This window comes from Roseateles depolymerans (assembly GCF_003387155.1).
In the GTDB taxonomy this organism is placed as follows: Bacteria; Pseudomonadota; Gammaproteobacteria; order Burkholderiales; family Burkholderiaceae_C; genus Roseateles; species Roseateles depolymerans.
On the sequence record NZ_QUMT01000005.1, the window covers coordinates 156,713 to 181,156 of the forward strand.

25 protein-coding genes and 1 tRNA gene are annotated in these 24,444 nt (G+C 65.9%); 6 read left to right on the forward strand and 20 right to left on the reverse strand.

Features of this window, described 5'->3' with window-relative positions:
- The first annotated feature begins 52 nt into the window (after nt 1–52).
- Nucleotides 53–1,708, forward strand: coding sequence for a hypothetical protein (locus DES44_RS21255; RefSeq protein ID WP_147307164.1), 1,656 nt, complete (start codon nt 53–55; stop codon nt 1,706–1,708).
- Nucleotides 1,709–1,759: 51 nt separating this feature from the next.
- On the opposite strand, the gene argJ is transcribed toward DES44_RS21255, so the two are convergent.
- The 4 genes from argJ to secA all read right to left on the reverse strand — a co-directional run bounded on the left by argJ (nt 1,760) and on the right by secA (nt 7,391).
- Nucleotides 1,760–2,989, reverse strand: coding sequence for a bifunctional glutamate N-acetyltransferase/amino-acid acetyltransferase ArgJ (argJ, locus tag DES44_RS21260; protein ID WP_058934194.1), 1,230 nt, complete (start codon nt 2,987–2,989; stop codon nt 1,760–1,762).
- Nucleotides 2,990–3,205: 216 nt separating this feature from the next.
- Nucleotides 3,206–3,760, reverse strand: a complete 555-nt coding sequence (locus tag DES44_RS21265) for an FxDxF family PEP-CTERM protein (protein WP_058934193.1) — start codon at nt 3,758–3,760, stop codon at nt 3,206–3,208.
- A gap of 62 nt (nt 3,761–3,822) precedes the next feature.
- Nucleotides 3,823–4,371 (reverse strand): FxDxF family PEP-CTERM protein, encoded by a 549-nt coding sequence (locus tag DES44_RS21270; protein WP_170156721.1) that lies wholly within the window; start codon nt 4,369–4,371, stop codon nt 3,823–3,825.
- A gap of 266 nt (nt 4,372–4,637) precedes the next feature.
- Complete coding sequence (gene secA, locus DES44_RS21275) at nt 4,638–7,391, reverse strand: preprotein translocase subunit SecA (protein WP_058934191.1); 2,754 nt, start codon at nt 7,389–7,391, stop codon at nt 4,638–4,640.
- A 290-nt stretch (nt 7,392–7,681) separates the two neighbouring features.
- Here secA and DES44_RS21280 point away from each other — a divergent pair, with 290 nt between their 5' ends.
- Nucleotides 7,682–8,017: a DciA family protein gene (locus DES44_RS21280; RefSeq protein ID WP_116001840.1), complete on the forward strand. Its 336-nt coding sequence runs from the start codon at nt 7,682–7,684 to the stop codon at nt 8,015–8,017.
- 232 nt (nt 8,018–8,249) lie between these two features.
- Here DES44_RS21280 and trhA read toward each other — a convergent pair whose 3' ends face one another.
- Nucleotides 8,250–8,924 (reverse strand): PAQR family membrane homeostasis protein TrhA, encoded by a 675-nt coding sequence (gene trhA, locus DES44_RS21285; RefSeq protein ID WP_058934189.1) that lies wholly within the window; start codon nt 8,922–8,924, stop codon nt 8,250–8,252.
- A gap of 276 nt (nt 8,925–9,200) precedes the next feature.
- Here trhA and DES44_RS21290 point away from each other — a divergent pair, with 276 nt between their 5' ends.
- Nucleotides 9,201–10,199: a Bug family tripartite tricarboxylate transporter substrate binding protein gene (locus tag DES44_RS21290; protein WP_058937246.1), complete on the forward strand. Its 999-nt coding sequence runs from the start codon at nt 9,201–9,203 to the stop codon at nt 10,197–10,199.
- 95 nt (nt 10,200–10,294) lie between these two features.
- On the opposite strand, the gene DES44_RS21295 is transcribed toward DES44_RS21290, so the two are convergent.
- The 8 genes from DES44_RS21295 to petA all read right to left on the reverse strand — a co-directional run bounded on the left by DES44_RS21295 (nt 10,295) and on the right by petA (nt 15,667).
- Nucleotides 10,295–10,903 (reverse strand): hypothetical protein, encoded by a 609-nt coding sequence (locus tag DES44_RS21295; RefSeq protein WP_058934188.1) that lies wholly within the window; start codon nt 10,901–10,903, stop codon nt 10,295–10,297.
- Entirely contained in the window at nt 10,900–11,316 is a 417-nt protein-coding gene (locus DES44_RS21300) for a hypothetical protein (RefSeq protein ID WP_058934187.1), read from the reverse strand. Before DES44_RS21300 ends, DES44_RS21295 begins: the two co-directional genes overlap by 4 nt.
- A 31-nt stretch (nt 11,317–11,347) precedes the next feature.
- Nucleotides 11,348–11,423: transfer RNA gene (locus DES44_RS21305), tRNA-Thr, on the reverse strand.
- A gap of 95 nt (nt 11,424–11,518) precedes the next feature.
- Nucleotides 11,519–12,091 carry a ClpXP protease specificity-enhancing factor gene (locus tag DES44_RS21310; protein WP_058934186.1) on the reverse strand — a complete coding sequence of 191 codons (573 nt, stop codon included), beginning with the start codon at nt 12,089–12,091 and terminating at the stop codon, nt 11,519–11,521.
- Nucleotides 12,092–12,104: 13 nt separating this feature from the next.
- Nucleotides 12,105–12,722, reverse strand: coding sequence for a glutathione S-transferase N-terminal domain-containing protein (locus tag DES44_RS21315; protein WP_058934185.1), 618 nt, complete (start codon nt 12,720–12,722; stop codon nt 12,105–12,107).
- Nucleotides 12,723–12,845: 123 nt separating this feature from the next.
- Nucleotides 12,846–13,628 (reverse strand): cytochrome c1, encoded by a 783-nt coding sequence (locus tag DES44_RS21320; RefSeq protein ID WP_058934184.1) that lies wholly within the window; start codon nt 13,626–13,628, stop codon nt 12,846–12,848.
- A 20-nt stretch (nt 13,629–13,648) separates the two neighbouring features.
- Entirely contained in the window at nt 13,649–15,049 is a 1,401-nt protein-coding gene (locus DES44_RS21325; protein WP_058934183.1) for a cytochrome b, read from the reverse strand.
- 21 nt (nt 15,050–15,070) lie between these two features.
- Entirely contained in the window at nt 15,071–15,667 is a 597-nt protein-coding gene (gene petA, locus DES44_RS21330; protein WP_058934182.1) for a ubiquinol-cytochrome c reductase iron-sulfur subunit, read from the reverse strand.
- 192 nt (nt 15,668–15,859) lie between these two features.
- Here petA and mscL point away from each other — a divergent pair, with 192 nt between their 5' ends.
- Together mscL and DES44_RS21340 are read left to right on the forward strand one after the other, a co-directional pair.
- On the forward strand, nt 15,860–16,309 hold the full coding sequence (gene mscL, locus DES44_RS21335) for a large conductance mechanosensitive channel protein MscL (RefSeq protein ID WP_058934181.1): 450 nt from the start codon (nt 15,860–15,862) through the stop codon (nt 16,307–16,309).
- Between the two features lie 120 nt (nt 16,310–16,429).
- On the forward strand, nt 16,430–18,943 hold the full coding sequence (locus DES44_RS21340) for a DUF1631 family protein (protein WP_058934180.1): 2,514 nt from the start codon (nt 16,430–16,432) through the stop codon (nt 18,941–18,943).
- Here DES44_RS21340 and pdxA read toward each other — a convergent pair.
- Entirely contained in the window at nt 18,940–19,968 is a 1,029-nt protein-coding gene (gene pdxA / locus DES44_RS21345; protein ID WP_058934179.1) for a 4-hydroxythreonine-4-phosphate dehydrogenase PdxA, read from the reverse strand. The two genes, DES44_RS21340 and pdxA, sit on opposite strands and share 4 nt — an antisense overlap.
- The gene (locus tag DES44_RS21350; protein ID WP_058934178.1) at nt 19,965–20,717 is read right to left on the reverse strand and encodes a Nif3-like dinuclear metal center hexameric protein; all 753 of its coding nucleotides are present in this window, start codon (nt 20,715–20,717) and stop codon (nt 19,965–19,967) included. The genes pdxA and DES44_RS21350 overlap by 4 nt, the downstream gene beginning before the upstream one ends.
- On the opposite strand from DES44_RS21350, the gene DES44_RS21355 reads away from it, so the two are divergent.
- On the forward strand, nt 20,716–21,888 hold the full coding sequence (locus tag DES44_RS21355; RefSeq protein ID WP_198164917.1) for a S1C family serine protease: 1,173 nt from the start codon (nt 20,716–20,718) through the stop codon (nt 21,886–21,888). The two genes, DES44_RS21350 and DES44_RS21355, sit on opposite strands and share 2 nt — an antisense overlap.
- Nucleotides 21,889–21,949: 61 nt before the next feature.
- Here DES44_RS21355 and tatC read toward each other — a convergent pair whose 3' ends face one another.
- From tatC to DES44_RS21380, 5 genes are all read right to left on the reverse strand, one after another.
- A complete protein-coding gene (gene tatC, locus DES44_RS21360) occupies nt 21,950–22,759 on the reverse strand; it encodes a twin-arginine translocase subunit TatC (RefSeq protein ID WP_058934176.1) in 810 nt (269 codons plus the stop codon).
- Nucleotides 22,756–23,238, reverse strand: coding sequence for a Sec-independent protein translocase protein TatB (tatB, locus tag DES44_RS21365; RefSeq protein ID WP_058934175.1), 483 nt, complete (start codon nt 23,236–23,238; stop codon nt 22,756–22,758). Before tatB ends, tatC begins: the two co-directional genes overlap by 4 nt.
- A gap of 8 nt (nt 23,239–23,246) precedes the next feature.
- On the reverse strand, nt 23,247–23,474 hold the full coding sequence (gene tatA / locus DES44_RS21370; RefSeq protein WP_058934174.1) for a Sec-independent protein translocase subunit TatA: 228 nt from the start codon (nt 23,472–23,474) through the stop codon (nt 23,247–23,249).
- A 164-nt stretch (nt 23,475–23,638) separates the two neighbouring features.
- Nucleotides 23,639–23,986 (reverse strand): histidine triad nucleotide-binding protein, encoded by a 348-nt coding sequence (locus tag DES44_RS21375; protein WP_058934173.1) that lies wholly within the window; start codon nt 23,984–23,986, stop codon nt 23,639–23,641.
- A gap of 97 nt (nt 23,987–24,083) precedes the next feature.
- A complete protein-coding gene (locus tag DES44_RS21380; protein ID WP_058934172.1) occupies nt 24,084–24,440 on the reverse strand; it encodes a DUF4870 family protein in 357 nt (118 codons plus the stop codon).
- Nucleotides 24,441–24,444 lie beyond the last annotated feature (4 nt).

Sequence of the window (24,444 nt, forward strand, 5' to 3'; positions counted from 1 at the left end):
TGCGGCCCGGGACGGGGTTTGCGCGGTTCGTTGCACGACATAATCGTCCGGTATGGACGAACAGCCCGGTTCCAACGACAACGCCCTCCCGCCGGCTGCCGCGCCGGCAGCTGCACCGTCCGCCGCGCCGGTAGCTGCCCCCTCCCCGGCCTCCGCCGCAGCGGCTGACGCATCATCGGGGACCGCGTCGCCCGCAGCAGCGCCGGCCGCGCCGTGGGAAGGCCCTGCCCCGGATGCGGTGGCCTGGCTGCTGGTCAACTGGCACAACAAACATCCGCTGGCTCGCCGCATCGGTGTGCAGGACGTGCACACGGTCGGTGCCGTCGCCCTGCCCTTCCTGGCCCAGCCGCTGCCCAAGGAACCCAGCCTGGATGCCGCCTCCACCGTGGCTTCGCCGGAGGACGCGCCCCCGGCCAAGCCCAAGCGACGCTGGCCCTGGCAACGCCGAAAGGCCGCTGCGGGCGGACCGCGCCGGGCCTGGAGCGACGTGTTCATCCCCGGGCTCAAGCCGGATGCCGTGGCCGCCATGGCGCTGGATTACGGCTTCACCAGCGCCCCGGACGAGTTGCCGCTGCGCCGGGTGGAGATCAGCAACAGTGAACTGGAATCGGGCGGCGCGACCCAAAGCGGTGCCTGGCCGATGGAGCTGGTGCTTTTGAGCGCCGCCATCGACGCCGGTCCCGCGCGCACCCGCGTGCTGGTCGGGCGCAGGGACCAGGTGCTGGGCAAGCGTGCGCTGGACCCCAAGCGGCTGGGTGCCGTCGCCGCAGTGGCCGTGGTGCTGCTGGCGCTGCTGCTTTGGGGGCTGTGGCCGCACGCGGCCAAGGAATCCGATGCCGCGCAGTCTGCGGCTGCGGCGGCCTCGGCGGCTTCATCCGCATCGGCCGCCGCTGGTGCGTCCAGCGCCGCCAGCGATGCGGCAGCCAAGGCGGCCATGGCCGCTTCGGCCGCTGCATCGTCAGCCGCCAGCGAAGTGGATGCCGGCGAATCCGCCGCCGTGCCGGGAGACAGCGCCTCCGCCGCGGCTTCCGCAGCGATGGGGACCCCAGCGGCCCAGGCAGCGGCCTCAGCAGCCTCTGGCGCCGCCAGCGAGCCCTCGGCAGCGGCTTCTTCGGCGACCGCTGCCAGTGGTGCCCAGTTGCCCTTGCCCAAACCGCGCAGCAACGGCGGTCGTCCCAGCCTGCAGTCCGGCGTGGAGCGGCTGAAGGAAGAACAGGCACAGAAGCAGGCGCAGGCCACGCAGGGCCAGACCCCGCAGGCGCCAGCGCCCTCACCCGCTCCTGCCAAGGACGACAAGCCGTCACCGGCGTCGACTTCGCAGGCGCCCGCTTCGCCATCGCCCAGCCCACAGGCAGCAGGTGCCAAGGCGGGGACGGCCAAGGCCCCCGACGAGGCCGAGCAGCGGCTCGCCGTGGACGATGCAGGCCTGGGCAAGCTGATCAACCGCAGCGCGCCGGGCGCCAAGCTGGTGGCCCTGGTGGGCCTGCCGCAGAAGACCAAACCGGAAGCCGAAGCCCAGCTCGCCCGCATGCAGGAGATGGTGGGACAAACGCTGCGCGGCGGCGGCCAGGTCCTCTCCGGCGCGGTGTTCCAGACGAAGGAAGGGTGGCGGGCGGCCGTCTGGCCGTTTGGCAGCCGGGAGGAGGCTCAGCTCATCAACGCCACGCTGCTGGCGCGAGGCGTGCGGGCCCGGGCCGTCGATTTCTGACGGGCCCCGGCCGCGGCAGGCTTAGGAACCGGTCCCCGCAGGGGCGAGCCCTCAGGACCGGTAATCGGCGTTGATCGTCACGTACTCGTGGCTGAAATCGCAGGTCCAGACGGTGGTGCTGGCCGCTCCCCGGTTCAGGCCCACGCGCACGGTGATCTCGCTCTGCTTCATCACCCGCTGGCCGTCCTCTTCCCGGTACTCCGGGCGGCGGCCGCCGCGGGTGACCACATGGACGTCGTCCAGGTGCAGCTCGATCAGGCTCTGGTCCAGGTCGTCGATGCCGGCATATCCCACCGCCGCCAGGATGCGGCCCAGGTTGGGGTCGCTGGCGAAGAAGGCGGTCTTGACCAGCGGCGAGTGCGCAATCGCATATGCGGCTTTGCGGCATTCGTCTTCGGTCTTGCCGCCCTCCACCACCACCGAGATGAACTTGGTGGCGCCTTCGCCGTCCCGCACGATGGCCTGGGCCAGTTGCTGGGACACGGCCACCACCGCATCGCGCAGCAGGCGGCCTTCCTCGCTGCTGAGCGAGGTGATGGGCGCATGGCCTGCCTGGTGGGTGGCGATCAGCACGAAGGAGTCGTTGGTCGAGGTGTCGCCGTCAATCGTGATGCGGTTGAAGGACAGGTCCGCGGCTTCCCGCACCAGCGGCTGCAGCAGCTCGGGCGCGATGACCGCATCGGTGGCCACAAAGCCCAGCATGGTGGCCATGTTGGGGCGGATCATGCCGGCGCCCTTGGAGATGCCCGACAGCGTCACCGTCTTGCCGCCGATCACCACGGTGCGGGAGCAGGCCTTGGGCAGCGTGTCGGTGGTCATGATGCCGGCGGCGGCTTCGCCCCACTGGTCCACGCCCAGGGCAGCGATGGCGGCGGGCAGGCCCGCGACGATGCGGTCCACCGGCAGGGTTTCCATGATCACGCCGGTGGAGAACGGCAGCACCTGCTGCGGCTCCAGCTGCATCAGGCCGGCCAGCGCTTCGCAGGTCTGGCGCGCACGAGCCAGACCGTCGGCGCCGGTGCCCGCGTTGGCATTGCCGGTGTTGATGACCAGTGCGCGGATGTCGCTGCGCTGGGCCAGATGCTCCTGGCAGACCTGCACCGGCGCGGCGCAGAAGCGGTTGCGGGTGAAGACACCGGCCACGCTGGCGCCAGGGTCCAGGGCCACCACCGTCAGGTCACGCCGGTTGGCCTTGCGGACCCCTGCCATCGTGACGCCCAGCCGCACGCCGGGCACGGGCAGCAGGGAGTGGGGATCGGGAGCGGTGAGGTTGACAGGCATGGCGGTGCTGCTCAGGAAGTGAGAGGGGGACGGCCCCGGGCCGGGACCGGATGATCGTGGCGCGCATTGTAGGAGCGGCCCTGGGCTTGCAGGTCGGCAATGCTTGTAGGTCGGCAATGTGCAGGCCTGCATGGGGCGCCCTGGAAAGCAAAAGGCCTCGCAATGCGAGGCCTTGGAGGCAGTCCGGGGCGATTGAGCGGGGTTGCCTGGCGTGGGTCAGCCCTTGCGACGGCGACGGGCCACCATCCCCATCACGCCCAGGCCTGCCAGCATGAGGCCCGCGCTGGCCGGTTCCGGCACCGGCGAGGCCAGCACGTTGAACGTGCCGGTGTAGCTGGCGCTGATGCTGGAGCCCAGCGGCAGCTCGCCGCCGGCGTAGCCCTCGACCGTCAGCAGCACATCGCCGCTCAGGCCCGTCTGCGTCAGATACCCCAGGCTGGTGCGGGTGCCGTCCGGCTGGACGGTCGTCTGGATGGACAGCGGCACGCCATTGAGCAGCACCTTGCTGAAGGTGATGAACTGGTCGTCGCTGGCGCCGATGGTGATCAGGCCCACTTCCACCAGCGAGTTGCCGGTCAGGTGCAGCTTGAAGGTGTCGGTGAAGCTGCCGACCTCGAAATAGGACACCGGATTCGCACCCGTGGCGCTGCTGCCATCGGTGCCGGAGATCAGGTCCACATCCACCGAGCGGGCGGCTGCGGGCGCTGCCACGGTCAGGGCCAGCAGGCCAGCACCCAGCAGGGCGATCAGAGGTTGGGTCAGACGTTTCATGAGGGGCGATCTGAAGGAGGTTCGGACGATGCGGGCAGGCAGCAAGGGGCGAGCACCGCCTCTCAGGCCTTGCGGCGGCGCGACACGGCGATGCCGGTCAGACCGGCCAAGGCCAGGGCCAGGCTGGCCGGCTCCGGCACCTGCGAGACCTGCGTCACGTTGAAGGTGCCCGAGTAGCTGGCGTTGATCGGCGTTCCCGCGGCCAGGCCAGCGCCGGCGTAGCCGTGCACCGTCAGCACCAGCGGCGCGCTCAGCAGCGTGTTGACGAAGCTGCCGGTTTCCACGCCATCGGGATTGCTGCCCAGCAGGCTCTTGGTGAGCGAGTAGGCGACGCCGTTGATGCTGGCCGACACGAAGTCGATGTCCAGCACCTGGGTGGAGCCCAGCGTGGTGAGGCTCGCATTGATCTTGGCCCAGCCGTCCAGGCCCGTCAGGGTGAAGGTGTCGATGAACTCACCGGCGACGGTGTGCACCGACTTCAGCGTGGCCGTCTGGGTGGCGCCGGTCTTGCTCGCCTGCAGGGCGACGGACTGTTCCGCCAGCACCGGTGCGGCCTGTGCGGCGGCGGCGCTGGTGGCCAGGAGGGCGACGAGAGTCAGACGGTGAAACATGGGCATGGTCGTTGTCAGTCAGCACCCGAAGGGACGGGTCTTGCGTGGACTGTATCGAGAGGTGCGTGAGGCCGGTCTCCCCGCCTCGCGGGGGAGCGCCCACCATGCGGGCGATCTGCGTGACAAATCACACGGCTCGCAAGCCAGGCGCCGTCACGGCCCCCTGGCGCGTCCAGCAAAAACAACAGCGGCACCCGAAGGTGCCGCTGGGGGGCTGGTGACTGGGGACTGCGCCGGGTCTCAGCGACCCGCGCTCGTCGTGAAGATCAAGCCAGCTTGCCGTGGCACTGCTTGAACTTCTTGCCGCTGCCGCACGGGCAGGGATCGTTGCGACCCACATGGCCCCACTCCGGCGGAATGGCGGCCGGGCCGGTCGCTTCGGCGTCCTGCGAGATGGAGCCGTCCTCGTTGGGATGGGTGTAGGTCACATTGCTGACGCTCTCGGCCCGCTGCTCGATGGCTTCGGCCGCAGCGCTGGCTTCTTCCTCGCTCTGGATGCGGACCTTCAGCAGCACGCGCGTGACATCGGTCTTAACCGTGTCCAGCAGTTGGGAGAACAGCTCGAAGGCTTCGCGCTTGTACTCCTGCTTCGGATTCTTCTGCGCATAGCCACGCAGATGGATGCCCTGGCGCAGGTAGTCCAGCGAGGCCAGATGCTCACGCCAGTGCTGGTCGATGCTCTGCAGCAGCACCATGCGCATGAAGGGCGTGAACTGCTCCAGGCCAACGCGGTCCAGCTTGTCCTGGAAGGCGGCGTCGCCGGCGGCGAGCACCTTTTGCAGGATGTCCTCGTCGGTCAGCGTCTCGCTCTTTTCCAGCAGCGCGGTCAGCGGCACGTCCAGCAGCCAGTCCTCGCGCAGCACGCGCTCCAGGGCCGGCAGGTCCCACTGCTCTTCCAGGCTTTCTTCCGGCACGAAACCGCGGACGATGTCCGTCAACGTGCCATGGCGCAGATGGGTGATCTGCTCCAGCAGGTCCGACGCTTCCAGGATCTCGTTGCGCTGCTGGTAGATGACCTTGCGCTGGTCGTTGGAGACGTCGTCGTATTCCAGCAGCTGCTTGCGGATGTCGAAGTTGCGGGCTTCGACCTTGCGCTGGGCGCTTTCGATGGAACGGGTGACGATGCCGGCCTCGATGGCCTCGCCCTCGGGCATCTTCAGGCGGTCCATGATGGCCCGCACGCGGTCGCCCGCGAAGATGCGCATCAGCTGGTCGTCCAGCGACAGGTAGAAGCGCGAGGAGCCCGGGTCGCCCTGGCGGCCCGAACGGCCGCGCAGCTGGTTGTCGATCCGGCGGCTTTCATGACGCTCGGTGGAGACGACCCGCAGGCCGCCAGCAGCCTTGACCTGCTCGTGCAGTTGCTTCCACTCGTCCCGCAGCGTGGCGATGCGGGCCTGCTTGTCGGCCTCGGACAGGGACTCGTCGGCCTCGATGGCCTCGACGTCCTTCTCGATGCTGCCGCCCAGCACGATGTCCGTGCCGCGGCCGGCCATGTTGGTGGCGATGGTGATCACACCCGGGCGACCGGCCTGGGCAATGATGTCCGCCTCGCGGGCATGCTGCTTGGCATTGAGCACCTGGTGGGGCAGCCCCACCTTGACCAGCATCTCGGCGATCTTCTCGGAGTTGGCCACCGAGGTCGTGCCCACCAGCACCGGCTGGCCGCGCTGATGACAGTCGCGGATGTCCTCGATGACGGCGTTGTACTTCTCGTCATCGGTCTTGTAGACCAGGTCCAGTTCGTCGCGACGCACCGTCGGACGGTTGGGCGGGATCACCACGGTTTCCAGGCCGTAGATTTCCTGGAATTCGTAGGCTTCCGTGTCGGCGGTGCCGGTCATGCCGCCCAGCTTGCCGTACATGCGGAAGTAGTTCTGGAAGGTCACCGAGGCCAGGGTCTGGTTCTCGGCCTGGATCTGCACGCCTTCCTTGGCTTCCACGGCCTGGTGCAGGCCGTCGCTCCAGCGGCGTCCGGTCATCAGGCGGCCGGTGAATTCGTCCACGATGATGACTTCGCCGTTCTGCACCACATAGTGCTGGTCACGGTGATAGACGTGGTGGGCCCGCAGCGATGCATACAGGTGATGCATCAGCGTGATGTTGGCCGCGTCGTAGAGGCTGGCGCCTTCGGCCAGCAGGCCGGTCTGGCTCAGCAGGCGCTCGGCATTCTCGTGGCCGTCTTCGGTCAGGTAGATCTGGTGAGACTTCTCGTCCACCGTGAAGTCGCCCGGTTCGATGACGCCTTCGCCGGTGCGCGGGTCCATCTCGCCGATCTGGCGCTTGAGCTTGGGCGCGACCTGGTTGATGGCGTGGTACATCGCCGTGTGGTCTTCGGCCTGGCCGGAGATGATCAGCGGCGTGCGGGCCTCGTCGATCAGGATGGAGTCCACCTCGTCGATGATGGCGTAATGCAGGCCGCGCTGCACGCGGTCCTGCACTTCGTAGACCATGTTGTCGCGCAGATGGTCGAAGCCGTATTCGTTGTTGGTGCCGTAGGTGATGTCGGCGGCGTAGGCGGCCTGCTTCTGGTCGCGCGGCGCATGCGGCAGGTTGATGCCGACGCTCAGGCCCAGGAAGTTGTAGAGGCGCCCCATCCATTCGGCGTCACGACGGGCGAGGTAGTCGTTCACCGTCACCACATGCACGCCCTTGCCGGCCAGTGCGTTCAGGTAGACCGGCAGCGTTGCCATCAGCGTCTTGCCTTCACCGGTGCGCATTTCGGCGATCTTGCCGGCATTGAGCACCATGCCGCCGATCAGCTGCACGTCGAAGTGGCGCATCTTCAGGACGCGCTTGCTGCCTTCGCGGCAGACGGCAAAGGCTTCGGGCAGCAGGTCGTCCACCGATTCGCCGCCGGCGATCCGCTTCTTGAACTCTTCGGTCTTCCCACGCAATTGCTCGTCGCTCAGACCTTCGTACTGGGGCTCCAGCGCGTTGATCTGCTGGACGACCTTGCGATAGGTCTTGAGCAGCCGCTCATTGCGGCTGCCAAAAATCTGGGTCAAAAGCTTGGGCAACATGAAGCTGGATGGAGTTCTTGTCGTGGATACACGGGATGCCGTCAGGTGAGGGTCCTGCGGGGCATTGCAAGCCCCTCAGCGGCGGCTCTGCAAGCGCCTGGGGCAAACCCTCATCAAACGCCTCGCCTGGACAGCTGCGGCAGGGCACGCGCCCGGCAGCATCCACGCGTAGAAAAACCGGCGGAGTTTAGCACCCGGACTTTCGGCATCCGGCTCGCCTGGTACGGTCCGGCCGGATCGGTGCTCGCGGGATCGCGCTTCTCCGGACCGGGTCTCGTACACTGCGGGGCATGACGACGCGTTACCTGCCGCCCCGCCCCCGACCGGAGGCGCCGGATCCCATGGATTTCGGCCAGGCCTTGTCGCGTCACGGGACGCTGGCCCAATTGGGGCAGCGGCTGCAGGCGTCGCAGCACCATCTGGCGGTCATCAGCGTGGCGCTGCCCAAGCCGATGCGGCAATTCATTCAAGCCGGCACGCTGGATGAAAACGGCTGGACGGTCGTGGCACACAACGCTGCGATTGCTACAAAGCTGAGACATATGCAGCCGGTGCTGCTGCGCTTGCTGCAGGAACAAGGGCTGCTGCAGCAGGGCGAACTGCGGATCAAGGTGAGACAGTCTTGATCCCCTTGCCCTGAGGCGCCGGCTTGGGGGATCTGCTCGTCCGGCACTGCCGAAGGATCGGCACCGCGTTGAAACATCGCTAAGTGCTTGTCAGGTATGGGACATTCGCAATTCGCGAATTGCGAATACGCAGACCGATGAACGCGCTGAGCCCTCCAACCGCGAGGACGCTTTCAGGCAGGATCCCGTTGACGTTGGGGCCTGACCGGCGCGCAGGCTCTGCGCGTCACCCTTACCGATAGGCGTAGAACAGCGCCGCGAAGAAGTGGCATACGCTGCCGCCCAGCACGAAGAGGTGCCAGACGAAATGGGCGTAGCGCAGTTTGTTGTCAAACAGGAAGACGATCGCGCCCAGCGTGTAGCTCAGGCCCCCGGCCACCAGCAGCACGAGACCCGGACCGGGCGTGCGCTCGATCAGCGGGCCGATGGCGAACACCACCACCCAGCCCATCGCGAGGTACAGCGCCGTGGAGACCAGCGGGTGGCGCAGCCGGTTCAGCAGCTTGATGGTCACGCCAAATGCCGCCGCCGCCCAGACGGCAATCAAGAGCTTGACCCCCGGCCCCTGATGCAGCACCCCTAGGGTGAACGGCGTATAGCTGCCGGCAATGAAGACATAGATGGCAGCATGGTCCAGCCGCATCAGCCAGGACTTCAGACGCCCCTGCGCCAACGACGCGGGCAGCGCGTGATAGAGCGTGGAGATGCCATAGAGCAGGATGCCGGTGCTGGCGAAGATGGCAGCGGCCACCACGTCAGCCGTGCCGCCGTGGTTCAAGGCGCGGATGACCAGAATCGGTAGGGCTGCAATGGCCAGCAGGGCCCCCAGCCCGTGACTGATGGCGTTGGCGATTTCTTCACCCAGCGTCTGGGGGCGGTCGGCGGGGAGCGTGGCGGAGGAAGACATGCAGCGGTTGGGTCCGTTCGAGCCAAAAAGACTGTGGACAAGGATGCCACCGATTCTGAAGGACTGCAGGGAGCCGGGCCTTGACCCGCGCCAAAGGCTGGCCGCCTTGGGCGACATGGCCTGCTGAGTCACTGAGCCACTGAGCCGCTGATCGCCCCCGTCGAAGAAGGAGTGGGGGTTAGCACCGAGCCGGTGCAGCCCCTGTCCCAACCTACGATCGCGCCCATCAGTCTCCCCATCCCCGAAGCGCCCAGGCGCTTGATGCAAGGCCTCATCATGACCTTTGATTCCATGGACCGACGCACCCTGCTGGCGCGCCTGTCAGCCGCTGGCGCCGCCCTCAGCTTGCCTTCCCTGGCGTCCGCGCAGGCGGGGGCCTGGCCGACCAAGTCCGTGCGATTCATCGTTCCGTTTGCGCCCGGGGGAAGCTCGGAGATCGTGGCGCGCACCACGGCGGCAGAGCTGTCGAAACTGCTGGGACAAAGCGTCTACGTGGACAACAAGCCCGGTGGCGCCGGCAACGTGGCCATGCAGGAAGCGGCGCGCGCGGAAGACCAGCACACCGTCATCCTGGGGCATATCGGCACGCTGGCGGTGAACCCGTTCATCTTCCCCAAGCTGCCTTACGACCCGATCAAGGACTTCCGGCCGATTTCGCTGCTGGCCAAGGTGCCTTCGCTGTATCTCGTGCACCCGGATGTGCCAGCTCGCAATCTGGCGGAATTCGTGGCGCTGGCCAAAAAGAAGCCGGGGCAGATGAACTACGGGTCCGCGGGCAATGGCAGCGCCGGGCATCTGGCCTTTGAATACCTGAAGATGGCCGCCGGCATCTTTGTGACGCATGTGCCCTACCGCGGCACCGGCCCGCAGTTGACCGACCTGCTGGCGGGACGGCTGGAGGCCGCTTCCGTCGGGGCGCCTGCGGTGATGCAATTCATCAAGACCGGCAAGCTGCGTTGCATCGCCACGGGCACCACCGAGCGCCTGGCCCAATTGCCGGATGTGCCCACCGTGGCGGAACAGGGCTTCCCGGGCTTTGAAATGACGCAGTGGTATGGGCTGCTGGCGCCATCGACATTGCCCGCGCATTCCGGAGACATCCTCGCGGCCGCTGCGGCCAAAGCGATCAAGACACCGTCCGCCGTTGAGCATCTGAGCAAGGAAGCCGCGCTGGCGGTGGGCAGCACGCCCGCGCAGTTTGCTCAGTTCATCGGGGTGGAGCAAAAGCGCTGGAAACCGGTCTTGGAGCGGGCGAAGGTGAAGCCGGACAACTGATCACGCTGGCGGCCTGGGAACCTCGGTCGGGCCTTCACGGTCGCACCGGCGTCGATGAGCGTCATGCGCCACGGGCCGGGCGCGAGCCTCGGGGCCTAGGGCTTCAGGGCGCCGCGTCCTTGCGATTCGACCAACTTCAGCAGTTCTGCTTTGGTGATCGTCAATTCGTTGGAATACATGAAGGCGCCGATCATTCGAACGCCCACCAACTGGCATTGGATTCGGTCGTAGTCGTGCGTCAGCAGGTCGAAATCCGCGGGGCCATTGACCTGCCTCGGCTTCTTAAGGGCTGGATAAAGAACCGCCTTGTAGCGGTAGCGCTCATCGTGTCCCGCCATGTTGTTGGGATTCGAGCGCGCAGCATTGGGCGGGAGCGCTGCAGGGCCTTCAAAAAAGACCCACCCCGACTCCGTTTCCGTCTGTGCACGCCCCGCGGCATTGACCACGTCGCAGCGGAATTGGGCCTGACGTCCCTCATGTTGAATGGCCGCAAACGGCGCACCGCCTTCGAAGGTCAAGGCCAGGGCTGGCGTGGACCGTGCCCAATTCGGCGCGTAGTCAGAGAAGTCCACCAGGGCAACGCCGCGTTTGACGAGCAACAGGCGGTCTGGATGGCTGGGGTAACCGAACATCCATAACGCGGCCGCACCCAGGATCACCGCAATGGACAGTCCGAGGGTGAGAACGATGCGTCGCTTCGTCATGGGGCCTTGCTCGCGGCTTTTGCGGCCCATGCCGTCCAGTACCGCTGGCTCGCAGCCCTGAGGTCCTCGCCGGTCAGCGCACGGCCCGAGGGCAGTCGCACACGCATCGACTGGTAGTCGAGTTCCAAGGTCCCCGTGGAACTGTTCAGCACCAGAGGATCTTCCGAGGCAACGGAAAGAACTTCGATCTCTCGGCGTTGAATGTCCTGAAGATCTTCAGTGGGTGCAGCGTCCCACTCGCAGTATCGAAACTTCGTGCAGGCATCGAGCTCCACGATGAAGAAGTCGCCGTCTTCATCGAACTGCCGTCGCAGGTAGTCGATCTGGAGATGAATCGTCAGGTTCCCGGGCACGGAGCCCTCGATCACGGCGAGGATGCCATCGTGGAACACTCCCCAAACGTCGCGCTGCATCGGTGGGAACGTGGGGACGAGGGGGATTGGATGGTGCCGGCTATCGGATTCGAACTGATGACCTACCGCTTACAAGGCGGTTGCTCTACCAACTGAGCTAAGCCGGCACACGAAAAACAAAACGGGCGTCACCCGCGCGAGGCGCCGATGACGTGGGCTGCATTCTAGACGCAGTCCAGACCCCCGCCGGACAAGTTCCGGCTTATTTCACCCGTTTGAGGGCTGGCCGGCCCCCTGACGGACCACCGCTGGGATCGTCCTCACCGTCACCAGACGGCACGGCCGTCGGCGCGGACGGCGATTCGGGCTTGCCACCCGCCGTCTCCCCGTCCGCTTCCGTGGCCAGCCGCAGGCCGCGAGGCGCGCTGGCTGCCGCAGGCGCCGACGCCGGTGCACCAGGCACCGCCGACGGACGCTGGGCCGCCGCGTCTTCCGCGGAAGGCGGCGGGAAGGCCATGCCCTGCCCGTTTTCACGAGCATAGATGGCCACCACATGATCCACCGGCACCATGATCTCGCGCGCCATGCCGCCGAAGCGCGCCTTGAACTGGATCAGCTCGTTGCCGAGGTCCAGGTTGCTGGTCGCTTCAAAACCGACGTTGAGCACGATCTCATTGTTGCTCACGTATTCCAGGGGCACCTGCACCGTCCGGTCTACGTGAACCGCGATGTAGGGCGTGAAACCGTTGTCAGTACACCATTCGTGCAGGGCGCGGATCAAATAAGGCCGCGTCGAGCTGGCAGCGGTGCCGCTGCCATCCTTGCTGTCGTCCATGCGTGGCAGTGTATTACTTGCGCATCACCTTCTCGGACGGCGTCAGCGCCTCGATGTAGGCCGGACGCGAGAAGATGCGTTCAGCGTACTTCAGCAGCGGCAGCGCGTTCTTCGACATGTCGATGCCGTAGTAGTCCAGGCGCCACAGCAGCGGGGCGATCGCCACGTCCAGCATGCTGAAGTCGTCCCCCAGCATGTACTTGTTCTTCAGGAAGATCGGCGCCAGCTGGGTCAGGCGGTCGCGGATCTGTGCGCGGGCCTTTTCCAGCTGCTTTTCGGTCGGCTTGACCGGCTGGCCGCGGTTTTCCAGGATGTTGACGTTGGCGAACAGTTCCTTTTCGAAGTTGAACAGGAACAGACGCACGCGGGCGCGGGCCACCGGGTCCCCGGGCATCAGCTGCGGGTGCGGGAAACGCTCGTCGATGTACTCGTTGATGATGTGCGATTCGTACAGGATGAGGTCGCGTTCCACCAGGATGGGCACCTCGTTGTACGGATTCATCAGCGCGATGTCTTCGGGCTTGGCGAAGAGATCAACGTCCCGGATCTCGAAGTCCATGCCCTTCTCGAACAACACGAAACGGCAACGGTGCGAATAAGGGCAAGTCGTTCCGGAATAAAGCACCATCATGGCAGTGGACTCCTGATCGAAGCCTCTCGGCTTCCTCGTTTTCTAACCAAACAAAAGGCAAACGCAGTGGAGCCTTTCGGCACCCACTGCGCGGGAGGATCCAGCCAGGGCTGGATCATCGACTTACTTGACGTCCTTCCAGAAGGAGGCGTTCAAGCGCCACGCGAATACGGTAAACACCAGCAGGAACAGCACCACGATCACGCCGAGACGGAATCGTGTTCCCTGGGCCGGTTCGCCCATCCATTGCAGATAGGCCACCAGATCGGCGACCGAATCGTCAAATTGCTGCGGCGACATCGTCCCGGGGGTCACCTGCTCGAAACCGGCGAAGACATGCGTGACCTTGCTGGGGTCATGCGGATCTTTCCGTTCCTCGAACTTGGCGGTGCGGACACCCTGGAGCTCCCACAGCACATGCGGCATCGCAACGCTGGGGAACACGAGATTATTCCATCCCGTGGCCTTGGTTTCGTCCCGGTAGTATTTTCGCAGATACGTGTAGAGGTAGTCGGCCCCCGAACCCTTGCTGCCGTCTGCCCTCGAACGGGCGATGACGGACAGGTCGGGCGGCGCCGCTCCGAACCAGGCTTTGGCCTGCTTCGGATCGAGGGACACCTTCATCGTCTCCCCCACCTTGTCCCCGGCGAACAACAGATTGTTCTTGATCTGCTCGTCGGTCAGCTGCAGGTCCTTGAGCCGGTTGTACCGCATGTAAGCGGCCGAGTGGCAATTCAGGCAGTAGTTCACGAACATCTTCGCCCCGCGCTGCAGGGCGGCGACGTCGTTCATCTTGGCAACAGGGAACTGGTCCCAGGCCGGTCCGGCTTCATTGGCCTGGGCGGACGGGAGCAGGCCCGTGCCCAGCGCCAGCGACGCCACCAGCAAAGCGATGAGTTTTTTCATTCGTCTCGACTCCGTGGCGATCAGTGCGGATGGAAGGTGACGCGGTCCGGCACCGGCTTGAAGGTACCCATGCGTGACCACCACGGCATCAGCAGGAAGAACCCGAAGTAGAACAGGGTGCCGGCCTGCGACATGAGCGTGAAGGCGTCGTTGGGCAGTTGGATGCCCAGGTAGCCCAGCATCAGGAACACCAGCACGAAGAGGATGTACATCCAGAGATGCCAGCGCGGACGGTAGCGGATCGACTTGACCGGGCTGTGGTCCAGCCAGGGCAGGAAGAACAGGATGACCACGGCACCGCCCATCACCAGCACGCCCCAAAACTTGGCGTCCAGTTTCAGCAGCAGCCAGATGGCCACCACGCCGGCCCCGACGATGACGCCCTTGGCCAGCAGCGACATGCGGCCCTTGATCAAGGTCATGAACACGCTCAGGGCCACCACCACGCACAGCACCTTCACCATCACATCGGTGGTGGCGCGCAGCATGGAATAGAACGGCGTGAAGTACCAAACCGGCGCAATGTGCGGCGGTGTCTTCAGCGGGTCGGCCGGGATGAAGTTGTTGTACTCCAGGAAGTAGCCGCCCAGCTCCGGCGCGAAGAACACGATGGACGAGAACACGATCAGGAACAGGCCTGCCGCGAAGATGTCGTGCACCGTGTAGTACGGGTGGAAGGGCACGCCGTCCAGCGGGATGCCGCGGGCGTCCTTCTTGGCCTTGATCTCCACACCGTCCGGGTTGTTGGACCCGACTTCATGCAGCGCAATGATGTGGGCCACCACCAGGCCGATCAGCACCAGCGGCACCGCAATGACGTGGAAGCTGAAGAAGCGGTTCAAGGTGGCGTCACCGACCACATAGTCACCGCGGATCATCAGGGCCAGGTCCGGACCGATGACGGGCACGGCGGCGAACAGGTTCACGATGACCTGCGCGCCCCAGTACGACATCTGGCCCCAGGGCAGCAGATAGCCCATGAAGGCCTCGGCCATCAGGCACAGGAAGATGGCGCAGCCGAAGATCCAGACCAGCTCACGCGGCTTGCGGTAGGAGCCGTAGATCAGCCCGCGGAACATGTGCAGGTAGACCACCACGAAGAAGGCGGAGGCGCCGGTGGAATGCATGTAGCGGACCAGCCATCCCCAGGGGACGTCCCGCATGATGTATTCGACCGATGCAAAGGCCAGTGATGCATCCGGTTTGTAGTGCATCACCAGGAAGATGCCGGTGGTGATCTGGATGACCAGCACCAGCAGGGCCAATGACCCGAAGATGTACCACCAGTTGAAGTTTTTCGGAGCGTAGTACTCCGACATGTGCTCCTTGAAGAGCTGGGTCGCGGGGAACCGGTTGTCCACCCACGTCATGAACCGGACGCCTGCAGGGGCGCCGGCGGGAGCTTCCTTGAATTCAGCCATGTCGTCTGCCTCGGGTCCGGGTTAAGCCTTCTTGTCTTCACCGATCAACAGCTTGGTGTCCGACAGATACATGTGGGGCGGCACCTCGAGGTTGTCGGGGGCCGGCTTGTTCTTGAAGACGCGTCCCGCCATGTCGAAGGTCGAGCCGTGACACGGGCAGAGGAAACCCCCATGCCAGTTGTCCGGAAGCGACGGCTGAGGGCCGGACTGGAACTTGTCGCTGGGCGAGCAGCCCAGGTGGGAACAGATGCCCACGACGACCAGGTATTCAGGCTTGATCGAGCGCCATTCGTTCTTGGCGTACTCGGGCATGGGGAAGGCTTTGCGGTCCGACTTGGGATCGGCCAGCTCGGGGTCGTTGCCGGGCAGGGCCTTGAGCTGCTCTGGCGTGCGGCGCACGATCCACACGGGTTTACCCCGCCATTCCACAGTGAGCTTCTCACCGGGGGCCAGCCCCCCCACATCGACTTCTACGGCAGCACCTGCTGCTTTGGCGCGTTCGGACGGGGCGAAGGTGCTGACGAATGGGACCGCTGTCGCGACACCGCCCACTGCCCCCGCACAACCGGTGGCGATGATCCAGGTACGTTTGCCTTTGTCCACTTGTTGGTCACTCATGAGGGTCCTTAAAGGGAACTTCTGATAGGGGGCAACCAAAGATTCTAGGCATGAAAAATCACCTTGACTCTAAGGCGCTCTACCGATGTGCATGAGCGCACCAAGTTGACATTTATCGTGACGCGAACCCCGTTAGGATGCTTGGCTCGCGGCAAGAGACCGCAGTCCACAACAGGTCAATGGAGCAAGGACATGGGATTTCTCTCTGAATTTCGCGAATTCGCCGTCAAGGGCAACGTCATGGATCTGGCGGTGGGCGTGATCATCGGCGGCGCCTTCGGCAAGATCGTCGATTCAGTGGTCAAGGACCTGATCATGCCCATCGTGGGCAAGGTGGTCGGCGGGCTGGACTTCAGCAACTACTTCATCATGCTGGGCAACCCGCCGGCGAACTACACCGGCCCCATGACCTACGAGGCACTCACCAAGGCCGGTGTTCCCCTCTTTGCCTATGGCAGCTTCTTGACCGTGCTGCTGAACTTCATCATTCTGGCGTTCATCATCTTTCTCATGATCAAGCAGGTGAACCGCCTCAAACGTGCCCCTGAAAAGGCCGCTGCCCCCGCCGCACCAGCGCCGGAACCGGACGATGTGAAGCTGCTTCGCGAAATTCGTGACGCCCTCATTCGTGACAAAGCGTAAAGCCTTCTAGAAACGTCAGCTTTTGCGCAACGCCCGTGCGTGCCCCGCCCGATCGGGGGGCTTGCATGGACGATACTGCATGCTGTGGTGTGGTCACCACAATGCGTGCCAGATGCATTCATGAACCGTCTCAATCCCCACCTCGACGCGGCCTTGCAGCGCGTGCGCTCCGCGGTGGAACAAGCCGCAGAGCGCGGCGCCGAAGGTTTGGGCCTCGCCGCCCTGTCCGCTGGACAGGCCAAGCGGCGCGATGCCCTGTTGTCGGCGCAATTCATCTTCCGCAAGCAGCAGGCGCTGTTTTCGCAGCGGTTTGATCAGTCCATGCGCCGACAGGCGGAGGACACCAGCGCCCCTTCCAACGCCGGCCAGCCCAAGAACACGCAGTGGGACGAGCTCTCGCTGATGGATGACGACCAGGTCAATGCGCTGGTCGCGGCGGACCGCATCGGCCTGGCCATCGGTCACCAGAGCGAGTGGGAATTGCGGGAGGTGGACGGCTACATCGGCAGCATCCCCGGCATGTCGGGCAAGGAAGACCGGCATCCGCTGCGTCCCCAGAACATTGCCCAGGCCTTGATCGACGGCGTCTATGCCGCCACCGATGACAGCGATACCCGCCAGATCCTGATCGATGAGCTGACCCGCGCACTGGCCCATGAAATGAAGGCCTGTTATGCGGACATCGCCAACCTGTTCCGCAGCCGCGGCCTGCGTCCGCAGGACATGCGGGTGCGCGCCGGCGACAACTCGCGCGGCCAGTCACTGCGCGGCGGCATGGGCAGCCCCAGCGGCCACGGCCCCCTGGGGACCGACAGCCGCTACGCCACGCAGCCCGGCGCACTGAACAGCCTCAGCGGCCAGGGCTTCCCCACCCGCCCGGGCGGCCTGCATGGCGGCGTGCCAGGAATGGCGCCTGTCATGGGCCCCGCCGGTGGTCTTGGCGTGCCTCACAGCGGCCATGGCGCCTTCCATCCCGGCTATCCGGTGGTGGGCACCGTCGACCCGCAATTGATGGACCTGCTGCGCCGCCTTGCGCAGGCCCCGGTGCCCTCCTTCGGCGGCAGCATCGCCGGGGGCATGAACGGCATGGGCTCGGGCGGCATGCCGCTGGGCCCGGGTCTGGGCACCCCCAGCCAGTGGCAGCACTGGGAGGGCGACACCGTCGGCGCCGGCCTTCCGATGATGGACGGCACGCCCATCGTGCTGCCGCCCAACCTCATCCACATGCACCGGGAGGAGCTGCGCCAGGCCGCCACCGGCTCGCTCGACCACATGGTCATCGATGTGGTGGCCGGGCTGTTCGACCAGATCCTGTCCGACCCCAAGCTGCCGCCGCAGATGTCGCAGCAGATTGCGCGGCTGCAGTTGCCGGTGCTGCGCGCCGCGCTGGGGGATCGAAGCTTCTTCTCGTCCAGGCGCCACCCGGTGCGCCGGCTGGTCAACCGCATCGCCTCGCTGGCGATGGCCTACGAGAACTTCAATGAAGACCCGGGCAAGAGCTTCCTGGCCCTGGTGCGTGAACTCATCCAGGACATCGTCAGCGGCGACTTCGACCGCATGGACCTGTATGACGCCAAGCTGAACCAGCTGGAGCAGTTCATTGCGGAGCAGACGGCCCAGGCGCTGAAGTCGCAGGGCGATGCCGCCGGCCTGGTGGAGCGCAAGGAAACCGAACTGCGGCTGCAGCAGCGCTACATGCAGCAGCTGCAGCAGGCCATGGCCAATGTGGACATGCGCGACTTCCTGCGCGAGTTCCTGACCAAGACCTGGAGCCAGGTGCTGGTGCATGCCTCCCGCCATCCGGACCTGGATGCGGGGCTGGTCGAGCGGCTGCGCAACATGGGCCGGGACCTGGTGCTGTCGGTGCAGCCCAAGACCTCGCCGCAGCAGCGCCAGGCCTTCCTGGCCTCGCTGCCGGTGCTGATGCGCACGCTCAACGACGGCCTGGACCTGGTCCGCTGGCCGGAGGCCGAGCGCAAGAAATTCTTTGCCGAGCTGCTGCCGGCGCATGCGGACTCCCTCAAGGGCCAGGCCCTGAGCCCGCTGGAATACAACCTGCTGGCCAAGCAGCTGGAGACCGTCTTCGGCATTGCGCCACCGAAGGAGCAGGACCTGCCGGCCCACACGCCGCTGGACCTGGACCTCAGCGAGCGCCTGACCGACGAGGAAGCCAATCGGCTGGGCCTGGTGGACGACCAGCATGTGGACTGGGACGGCCAGGTCGACATCGACCTGAGCGGCGAGGACCAGCGTCCGCTGATGGCGGTGGACATCAGCATCGACGGCCTGCCGGCGGCGGAAGAAGCGCCGGAGCCGACCGGCGGGGTGCTGCTGCTGGAGCATCTGCAGCTGGGCTTTGCCTACCAGATGAACCGGGACAACAAGTGGATCAAGGTGCGGCTGGCCCATATCAGCGGCGGACGCAGCTTCTTCATCTTCACCCATGGCGACCGGCATCAGGGCACGCTGACGATGACCTCGCGCATGCTGCGCAAGATGTGCGAGGGCGGACGTCTGCGGGCCTTTGAAAGCGCTTATCTGCTGGAACGTGCCACGGCACGCGCCCGCAAGCAGCTGGCGGCACTGAGCGCCAGCGTGAAGGCGCAGGCGCCGACCGCCAAGCCGAACGTCTAGGCGCTTGCGCTCAACTGCCGCGCCATCCGGATCGCCGCCCGCATGCTGGACGGGTCCGCGCGGCCGGTGCCAGCGATGTCGAACGCGGTCCCGTGGTCCGGGCTGGTGCGCACCAGCGGCAGCCCCAGCGTCACATTGACGCCGTCCTCCACGCCCAGATACTTGACCGGAATCAGCCCCTGGTCATGAGTCATGGCGACCACCGCATCAAACTCGCCCGGGTGCCCCGGCGGCGCATGCCGGGCCCGCATGAAGATGGTGTCCGGGGCATAAGGCCCGGTGGCGTCGATGCCCAGTGACCGCGCCTGCTCGATGGCCGGCGCAATGTGCTGAATCTCTTCGTCCCCGAACAGCCCGCCCTCCCCCGCATGCGGATTCAGGCCCGCCACGGCAATGCGCGGCGCTTCGATGCCGGCACGCCGGAGCGCCGCATCGGTGATGCGCAGCGTCTGCAGCACCTGCCCGGCGGTGATCAGGTCCACCGCCTTGCGCAGCGCCACATGGATGGTCACCAGCACCACCCGCAGTTGATCGTTGGCCAGCATCATGCGCACCGGCGACATCTGGCCCTTAGCATCGGCGCACAGGGCCTGCAGCATTTCGGTGTGGCCCGGATAGGTCACCCCCGCCGCATGCAGCGCTTCCTTGTGGATGGGCGCCGTGACCAGCGCGCAGGACCGTCCTGCCTGCTGCTCGGCCACCGCCGCCTCGATGCAGCGCGCCGCGGCCAGGCCCGCCACGCCGCTGATGTGGCCGACGGGTTGATCCAGCAAAGTCCCGGCGGCGCCGTCCAGCAACCCCGGCGGCTGCCACACCGGCAGACAGTCCGGCGGGGCCGCCTCCGTCGAGGTCTCCAGTTGCACCACCGGCAGGGTGAGCCCCAGCACCTGCACGGCGCGTCGGAACACCCCCACATCGCCCACCAGCCGCAGGTCCGCGCCCCGGTCGGCCGCCCAGGCGCCCACCGCCACCTCCGGCCCGATGCCGCAGGCGTCGCCCATCGTGATCAACAGCGGCCGGCTCATGCGGGATTCGGGATGTCGATGAACTGATAGCCCAGGCCCAGGGTCTGCGCGACCTGGCGGCCCAGGGCCTGCACCCCGTAACGCTCGGTGGCGTGATGGCCGGCTGCGATGAAGGCGACACCGGTCTCGGCCGCATAGTGGGCCTGCGGCTCGGAGATCTCCCCCGTAATGAAGACATCGGCCCCCGCCGCGATCGCCGCTTCGAAGTAGCCCTGCGCACCGCCCGTGCACCAGGCGACACGACGCAGCGGACGCCCGTCCCCCATCGCCTGCACCGTGGCCCGGCCCAGGCGCTGCTCCAGATGATGGGTCAGCGACGGCAGGTCCCCCAGCGCGGCGGGCAGATCACCGATGGCGCCCAGGTCCTGCTCCCCGAAACGACCGTCGGCCGACCAGCCCAGATGCAACGCCAGTTGCGCGTTGTTGCCGAGTTCCGGATGCGCATCCAGCGGCAGGTGGTAGGCAAACAGGTTGATGTCATGCGCCAGCAGGCGCGACAGACGCTGCTTCATCCAGCCCACCACCCGTCCGTCCTGGCCGCGCCAGAACAGGCCGTGGTGGACCAGCACCGCATCCGCGCGGGCTTCAATGGCCGCGTCGATCAGGGCCAGGCTGGCCGTGACCCCACAAACCAGGTGACCGATCTGCGCCCTGCCCTCGACCTGCAGACCGTTCGGCCCATAATCCTTGAAGCGCGAGGGCTCCAATGTGGCGGTGAGCAGCCGCTCCAGCTCCGTGCGATGTGCCATGACAGGGTCTCAATTGCGTCAAACCTGGCTGATTTTCGCCCAGGCCACCACCGTGGCGCTGGCAGGGTATTTCGTGGTCGCCTCGCTGAAGCCGGAATGGCTTCACCAGGGGCCTTCGGTGCTGGCCACCTTGCCTGCGGCCGTCGGCGCGCCGCCGCGTGCGGCCGTGCAGTTCAGCTATGCGGCCGCGGCGCAGGCCGCCTCTCCGGCCGTGGTGGCGGTGCTGGCCAACAAGCCGGCGCTCACCCAGCGAGAGATCGATGCGGACCCGTGGCTGCGCTTCCACTTCGGCCGTCGCATTCCGCAGCGTCAGCAGACCGGGCTGGGCTCGGGCGTGATCGTGTCGCCGGAAGGCTATGTGCTGACCAACAACCATGTGGTGTCCGGCGCCACCGAGATCCGGGTGCAACTGCCGGACGGGCGGGAAGCCGCAGCCAAGCTGGTCGGGACCGATCCGGAAACCGACCTGGCCGTGCTGCGCATCGAGCTGGCCGCGCCGCTGCCGGTCATCCATCCCGGCCGGGCGGAAGAGCTGCAGGTGGGCGACGTGGTGCTGGCCATCGGCAATCCGTTCAATGTCGGCCAGACGGTGACCTCGGGCATCGTCAGTGCGCTGGGCCGCTCGCAGCTGGGCCTGAGCACCTTCGAGAACTTCATCCAGACCGATGCCGCCATCAACCCCGGCAATTCCGGCGGCGCGCTGGTGGATGCGCAGGGGCGGCTGGTGGGCATCAACACCGCCATCTATTCCCGCACCGGCGGCGGCAGCCTGGGCATCGGCTTCGCCATTCCGGTGGACTCGGCCTACCAGGTGCTGGAAGCGCTGATCAAGGACGGCAAGGTCAGCCGCGGCTGGATCGGTGTCATCACCGGCGAGGTGAACCCGGAAGTGGTGGAGATGATGAAGCTCTCGGTCCAGCAGGGGGTGCTGGTCAAGGAGGTCTTCAAGGCCAGCCCCGCCGCCAAGGCGGGGGTGGAAGCGGGTGACGTGGTCACCGAAGTCGGCGGCCGGCCGGTGCGCACGCCGCGGGAGCTGATCAACGTGGTGGCCGCGCTCAAGCCGGATAGCCAGGTGACGGTGCAGGTTCAGCGCGGCCGGCAGAGCCTCAATCTGCAGTTGCAGGTGGGCCTTCGCAAGCCGCAGAACGACGAGGGCGCGCCGGAAGATTGAGTGCTGGCGGCGGCTGCGTCGCGGGTAGCGACGGTCGGCCACGCCGCCAGCCCAGGCCTGATCAGGCCGCGGGTCCCTGCCCGTTCTCGGCCGGATCGGCATCCGGCGCGCGGCTGTAGCGGGCAAAGGCGGTCGAGGCCCAGATGCCCACCTCATACAAGATGCACATCGGGATGGCCAGCGCCAGTTGGGAGACGATGTCCGGCGGCGTGATCACCGCGGCGATGACGAAGGCGATCACGATGAAGTAGCCGCGGAACTGCTTGAGCTGCTCCACCGTCACCAGGCCCATGCGGGCCAGCACCACCACCACCACCGGCACCTCGAAGGCGGCGCCGAAGGCGATGAACATGTTCATCACGAAGCCCAGATAGGCCTCGATGTCCGGCGCAGCGGTGATGCTTTTCGGGGCGAAGCTCTGGATGAAGGTGAACACCTTCGCAAACACCACGAAGTAGCAGAACGCCACCCCCGCAAAAAACAGCAGGGTGCTGGAGACGACCAGCGGCAGCACCAGCCGCTTTTCATGCGAATACAGACCCGGCGCCACAAAGGCCCAAACCTGGTAGAGCACCACCGGCAGTGCCACCAGGAAAGCGGCCAGCAGCGTGATCTTGAGCGGCACCAGGAAGGGCGAGAGCACGTTGGTGGCGATCATCGAGCTGCCCTGCGGCAGATGCGACACCAGCGGCACGGCCAGCAGGTCGAACAGTCCCCCCGGGCCGGGATAGAGGCACAGCACGCCGAAGGCCACGCCCACGGCCAGCAACGCGCGGATCAACCGGTCGCGCAGCTCCATGAGGTGGGAGACAAAGGGCTGCTCGGTACCGGCCAGTTCGTCTTTGGAAGCGTCGTCTTGGGGGCTGCTCATGAAGCTCGGCGTGGAGGACGGAAGCGCGCCACGCGGGCGGCGCCGGATTGGGTATGCCTGCGCACCCCTTGCCGCTGCTTGTACCAGAGCGGCGTGGCGCCGCGTTTGAGGCGCCAGTTCTTGCCGGGGTGGCTGTAGGCTGGCGGGGGCGCGGAAGCGGCCATGGCGGCTTCACTGGAGCCGCCCTCGACGGACAGGTCGGACCAGGTGGAGTGAATGGCCTGATGGGCCGAGTCCACTTCCTGCCGAACGGTGTTCTCCACGTCGTTCACCGCCGTCTGGAACTGGGTCTTCATCTTCTGAAGCTCTTCCAGTTCGATCGAGCGGTTGACCTCGGCCTTCACGTCGGACACATAGCGCTGTGCCTTGCCCAGCAGGTGGCCCACGGTGCGCGCGACCCGGGGCAGACGCTCCGGGCCGAGCACGACCAGCGCCACACCGCCGATCAGCATCAGCTTGTCAAAGCCGAAATCGATCATGCGGACGCTCAGTTGCGGGTCTTGGCGTCAACGTCCACCGTGTTGGGGTCGGCGGCCTTGTGGGCGTTGGCCACTTGTTGGGGCGGCGTATCGCTGCCGCCGTCCTTCATGCCGTCCTTGAAACCCTTGACCGCAGCGCCCAGGTCGCCGCCCACATTGCGCAGCTTCTTGGTGCCGAACACTGCGATGACGACCACCAGCACGATCAGCCAGTGCCAGATGCTCATACTACCCATGACATTCTCCAGAGTGGATATCGAAATTCTAGTGGCCCCGCGTGACATGAACACGGCGCCGGGCCTTCAAGCCCTTCCAGCATGAGCGACTTATGCCCCGGCCGGGAGAGATCAGCACCCCCGCGGCAGCCGTGCGGCGTGAGTTCGCATCACCCAGGGCCTGTTCAGCCCTTGGCCCAGGGGCGCGGACCGCCCATGGCATGCATGTGCAGATGGAACACTTCCTGCCCGCCATCCGAACCCGTGTTCACCACGGTGCGGAAGCCGTTGGTCACGCCCAGCTGCTTCATCAACTGGGGTACCAGCACCGTCATGCGGCCCATGAGCGCGGCATGTTCGGGCTGCAGGTCCACCATGCTGGCGATGTGCAGCTTGGGAATCAGGAGCACATGGACCGGCGCCCACGGATGGATGTCGTGGAAGACCAGCAACTCTTCGTCTTCGTAGACCTTCTTCGACGGGATCTGGCCCGCGACGATCTTGCAGAAGATGCAGTTGGGATCGTGGCTCATGGTGTGCTGAGGTTCGGGAAATCAGGCGTTGAAAGTTCGGAAATCGGGGCGTTAAACGCAGCCGCAGCCGCAGCCGCAGCCGCAGCCGCATTCCCGCTCAAACCGGCATCGGCTTGTTGTCGTTCCAGTTCAGGATGCCCTTGACCAGCCGGTAGATCACCCAGACCGTGTCCACCGCCAGCACCACGAAGCCGATGCCCACGATGAGCAGCGCAATGCCCAGCACGGCCCACAGCAGGCTCCACCAGAAGGTGCGGATCTGCCAGGTGAAGTGGCTGGCGTAGATCGTGCCCTCGGTCTCCTCGCGCTTCACGTAGTTGATGATGATCGCGATGATGCCGGTGAGGCCGGTGAAGAAGCTCAGCGCGTACAGGATGTACGTGATCATCGTCAGCTGCTTCAGATTGGCCAGCCGGTCAGCGGGCGTCGGATTCAGGCTCAGTTCTTCGTTCATCGTG

Coding starts and splice junctions, on each gene's coding strand:
- DES44_RS21355 (WP_198164917.1), top strand. CDS start 20,716: ATGACAGGGTCTCAATTGCGTCAAACCTGGCTGATTTTCGCCCAGGCC.
- DES44_RS21320 (WP_058934184.1), bottom strand. CDS start 13,628: ATGAAAAAACTCATCGCTTTGCTGGTGGCGTCGCTGGCGCTGGGCACG.
- secA (WP_058934191.1), bottom strand. CDS start 7,391: ATGTTGCCCAAGCTTTTGACCCAGATTTTTGGCAGCCGCAATGAGCGG.
- tatB (WP_058934175.1), bottom strand. CDS start 23,238: ATGATCGATTTCGGCTTTGACAAGCTGATGCTGATCGGCGGTGTGGCG.
- mscL (WP_058934181.1), top strand. CDS start 15,860: ATGGGATTTCTCTCTGAATTTCGCGAATTCGCCGTCAAGGGCAACGTC.
- DES44_RS21265 (WP_058934193.1), bottom strand. CDS start 3,760: ATGAAACGTCTGACCCAACCTCTGATCGCCCTGCTGGGTGCTGGCCTG.
- DES44_RS21310 (WP_058934186.1), bottom strand. CDS start 12,091: ATGGACGACAGCAAGGATGGCAGCGGCACCGCTGCCAGCTCGACGCGG.
- DES44_RS21340 (WP_058934180.1), top strand. CDS start 16,430: ATGAACCGTCTCAATCCCCACCTCGACGCGGCCTTGCAGCGCGTGCGC.
- DES44_RS21350 (WP_058934178.1), bottom strand. CDS start 20,717: ATGGCACATCGCACGGAGCTGGAGCGGCTGCTCACCGCCACATTGGAG.
- tatA (WP_058934174.1), bottom strand. CDS start 23,474: ATGGGTAGTATGAGCATCTGGCACTGGCTGATCGTGCTGGTGGTCGTC.
- tatC (WP_058934176.1), bottom strand. CDS start 22,759: ATGAGCAGCCCCCAAGACGACGCTTCCAAAGACGAACTGGCCGGTACC.
- DES44_RS21315 (WP_058934185.1), bottom strand. CDS start 12,722: ATGATGGTGCTTTATTCCGGAACGACTTGCCCTTATTCGCACCGTTGC.
- petA (WP_058934182.1), bottom strand. CDS start 15,667: ATGAGTGACCAACAAGTGGACAAAGGCAAACGTACCTGGATCATCGCC.
- DES44_RS21280 (WP_116001840.1), top strand. CDS start 7,682: ATGACGACGCGTTACCTGCCGCCCCGCCCCCGACCGGAGGCGCCGGAT.
- DES44_RS21290 (WP_058937246.1), top strand. CDS start 9,201: ATGACCTTTGATTCCATGGACCGACGCACCCTGCTGGCGCGCCTGTCA.
- pdxA (WP_058934179.1), bottom strand. CDS start 19,968: ATGAGCCGGCCGCTGTTGATCACGATGGGCGACGCCTGCGGCATCGGG.
- DES44_RS21325 (WP_058934183.1), bottom strand. CDS start 15,049: ATGGCTGAATTCAAGGAAGCTCCCGCCGGCGCCCCTGCAGGCGTCCGG.
- DES44_RS21300 (WP_058934187.1), bottom strand. CDS start 11,316: ATGCAGCGCGACGTTTGGGGAGTGTTCCACGATGGCATCCTCGCCGTG.
- trhA (WP_058934189.1), bottom strand. CDS start 8,924: ATGTCTTCCTCCGCCACGCTCCCCGCCGACCGCCCCCAGACGCTGGGT.
- argJ (WP_058934194.1), bottom strand. CDS start 2,989: ATGCCTGTCAACCTCACCGCTCCCGATCCCCACTCCCTGCTGCCCGTG.
- DES44_RS21375 (WP_058934173.1), bottom strand. CDS start 23,986: ATGAGCCACGATCCCAACTGCATCTTCTGCAAGATCGTCGCGGGCCAG.
- DES44_RS21270 (WP_170156721.1), bottom strand. CDS start 4,371: ATGTTTCACCGTCTGACTCTCGTCGCCCTCCTGGCCACCAGCGCCGCC.
- DES44_RS21255 (WP_147307164.1), top strand. CDS start 53: ATGGACGAACAGCCCGGTTCCAACGACAACGCCCTCCCGCCGGCTGCC.
- DES44_RS21295 (WP_058934188.1), bottom strand. CDS start 10,903: ATGACGAAGCGACGCATCGTTCTCACCCTCGGACTGTCCATTGCGGTG.
- DES44_RS21380 (WP_058934172.1), bottom strand. CDS start 24,440: ATGAACGAAGAACTGAGCCTGAATCCGACGCCCGCTGACCGGCTGGCC.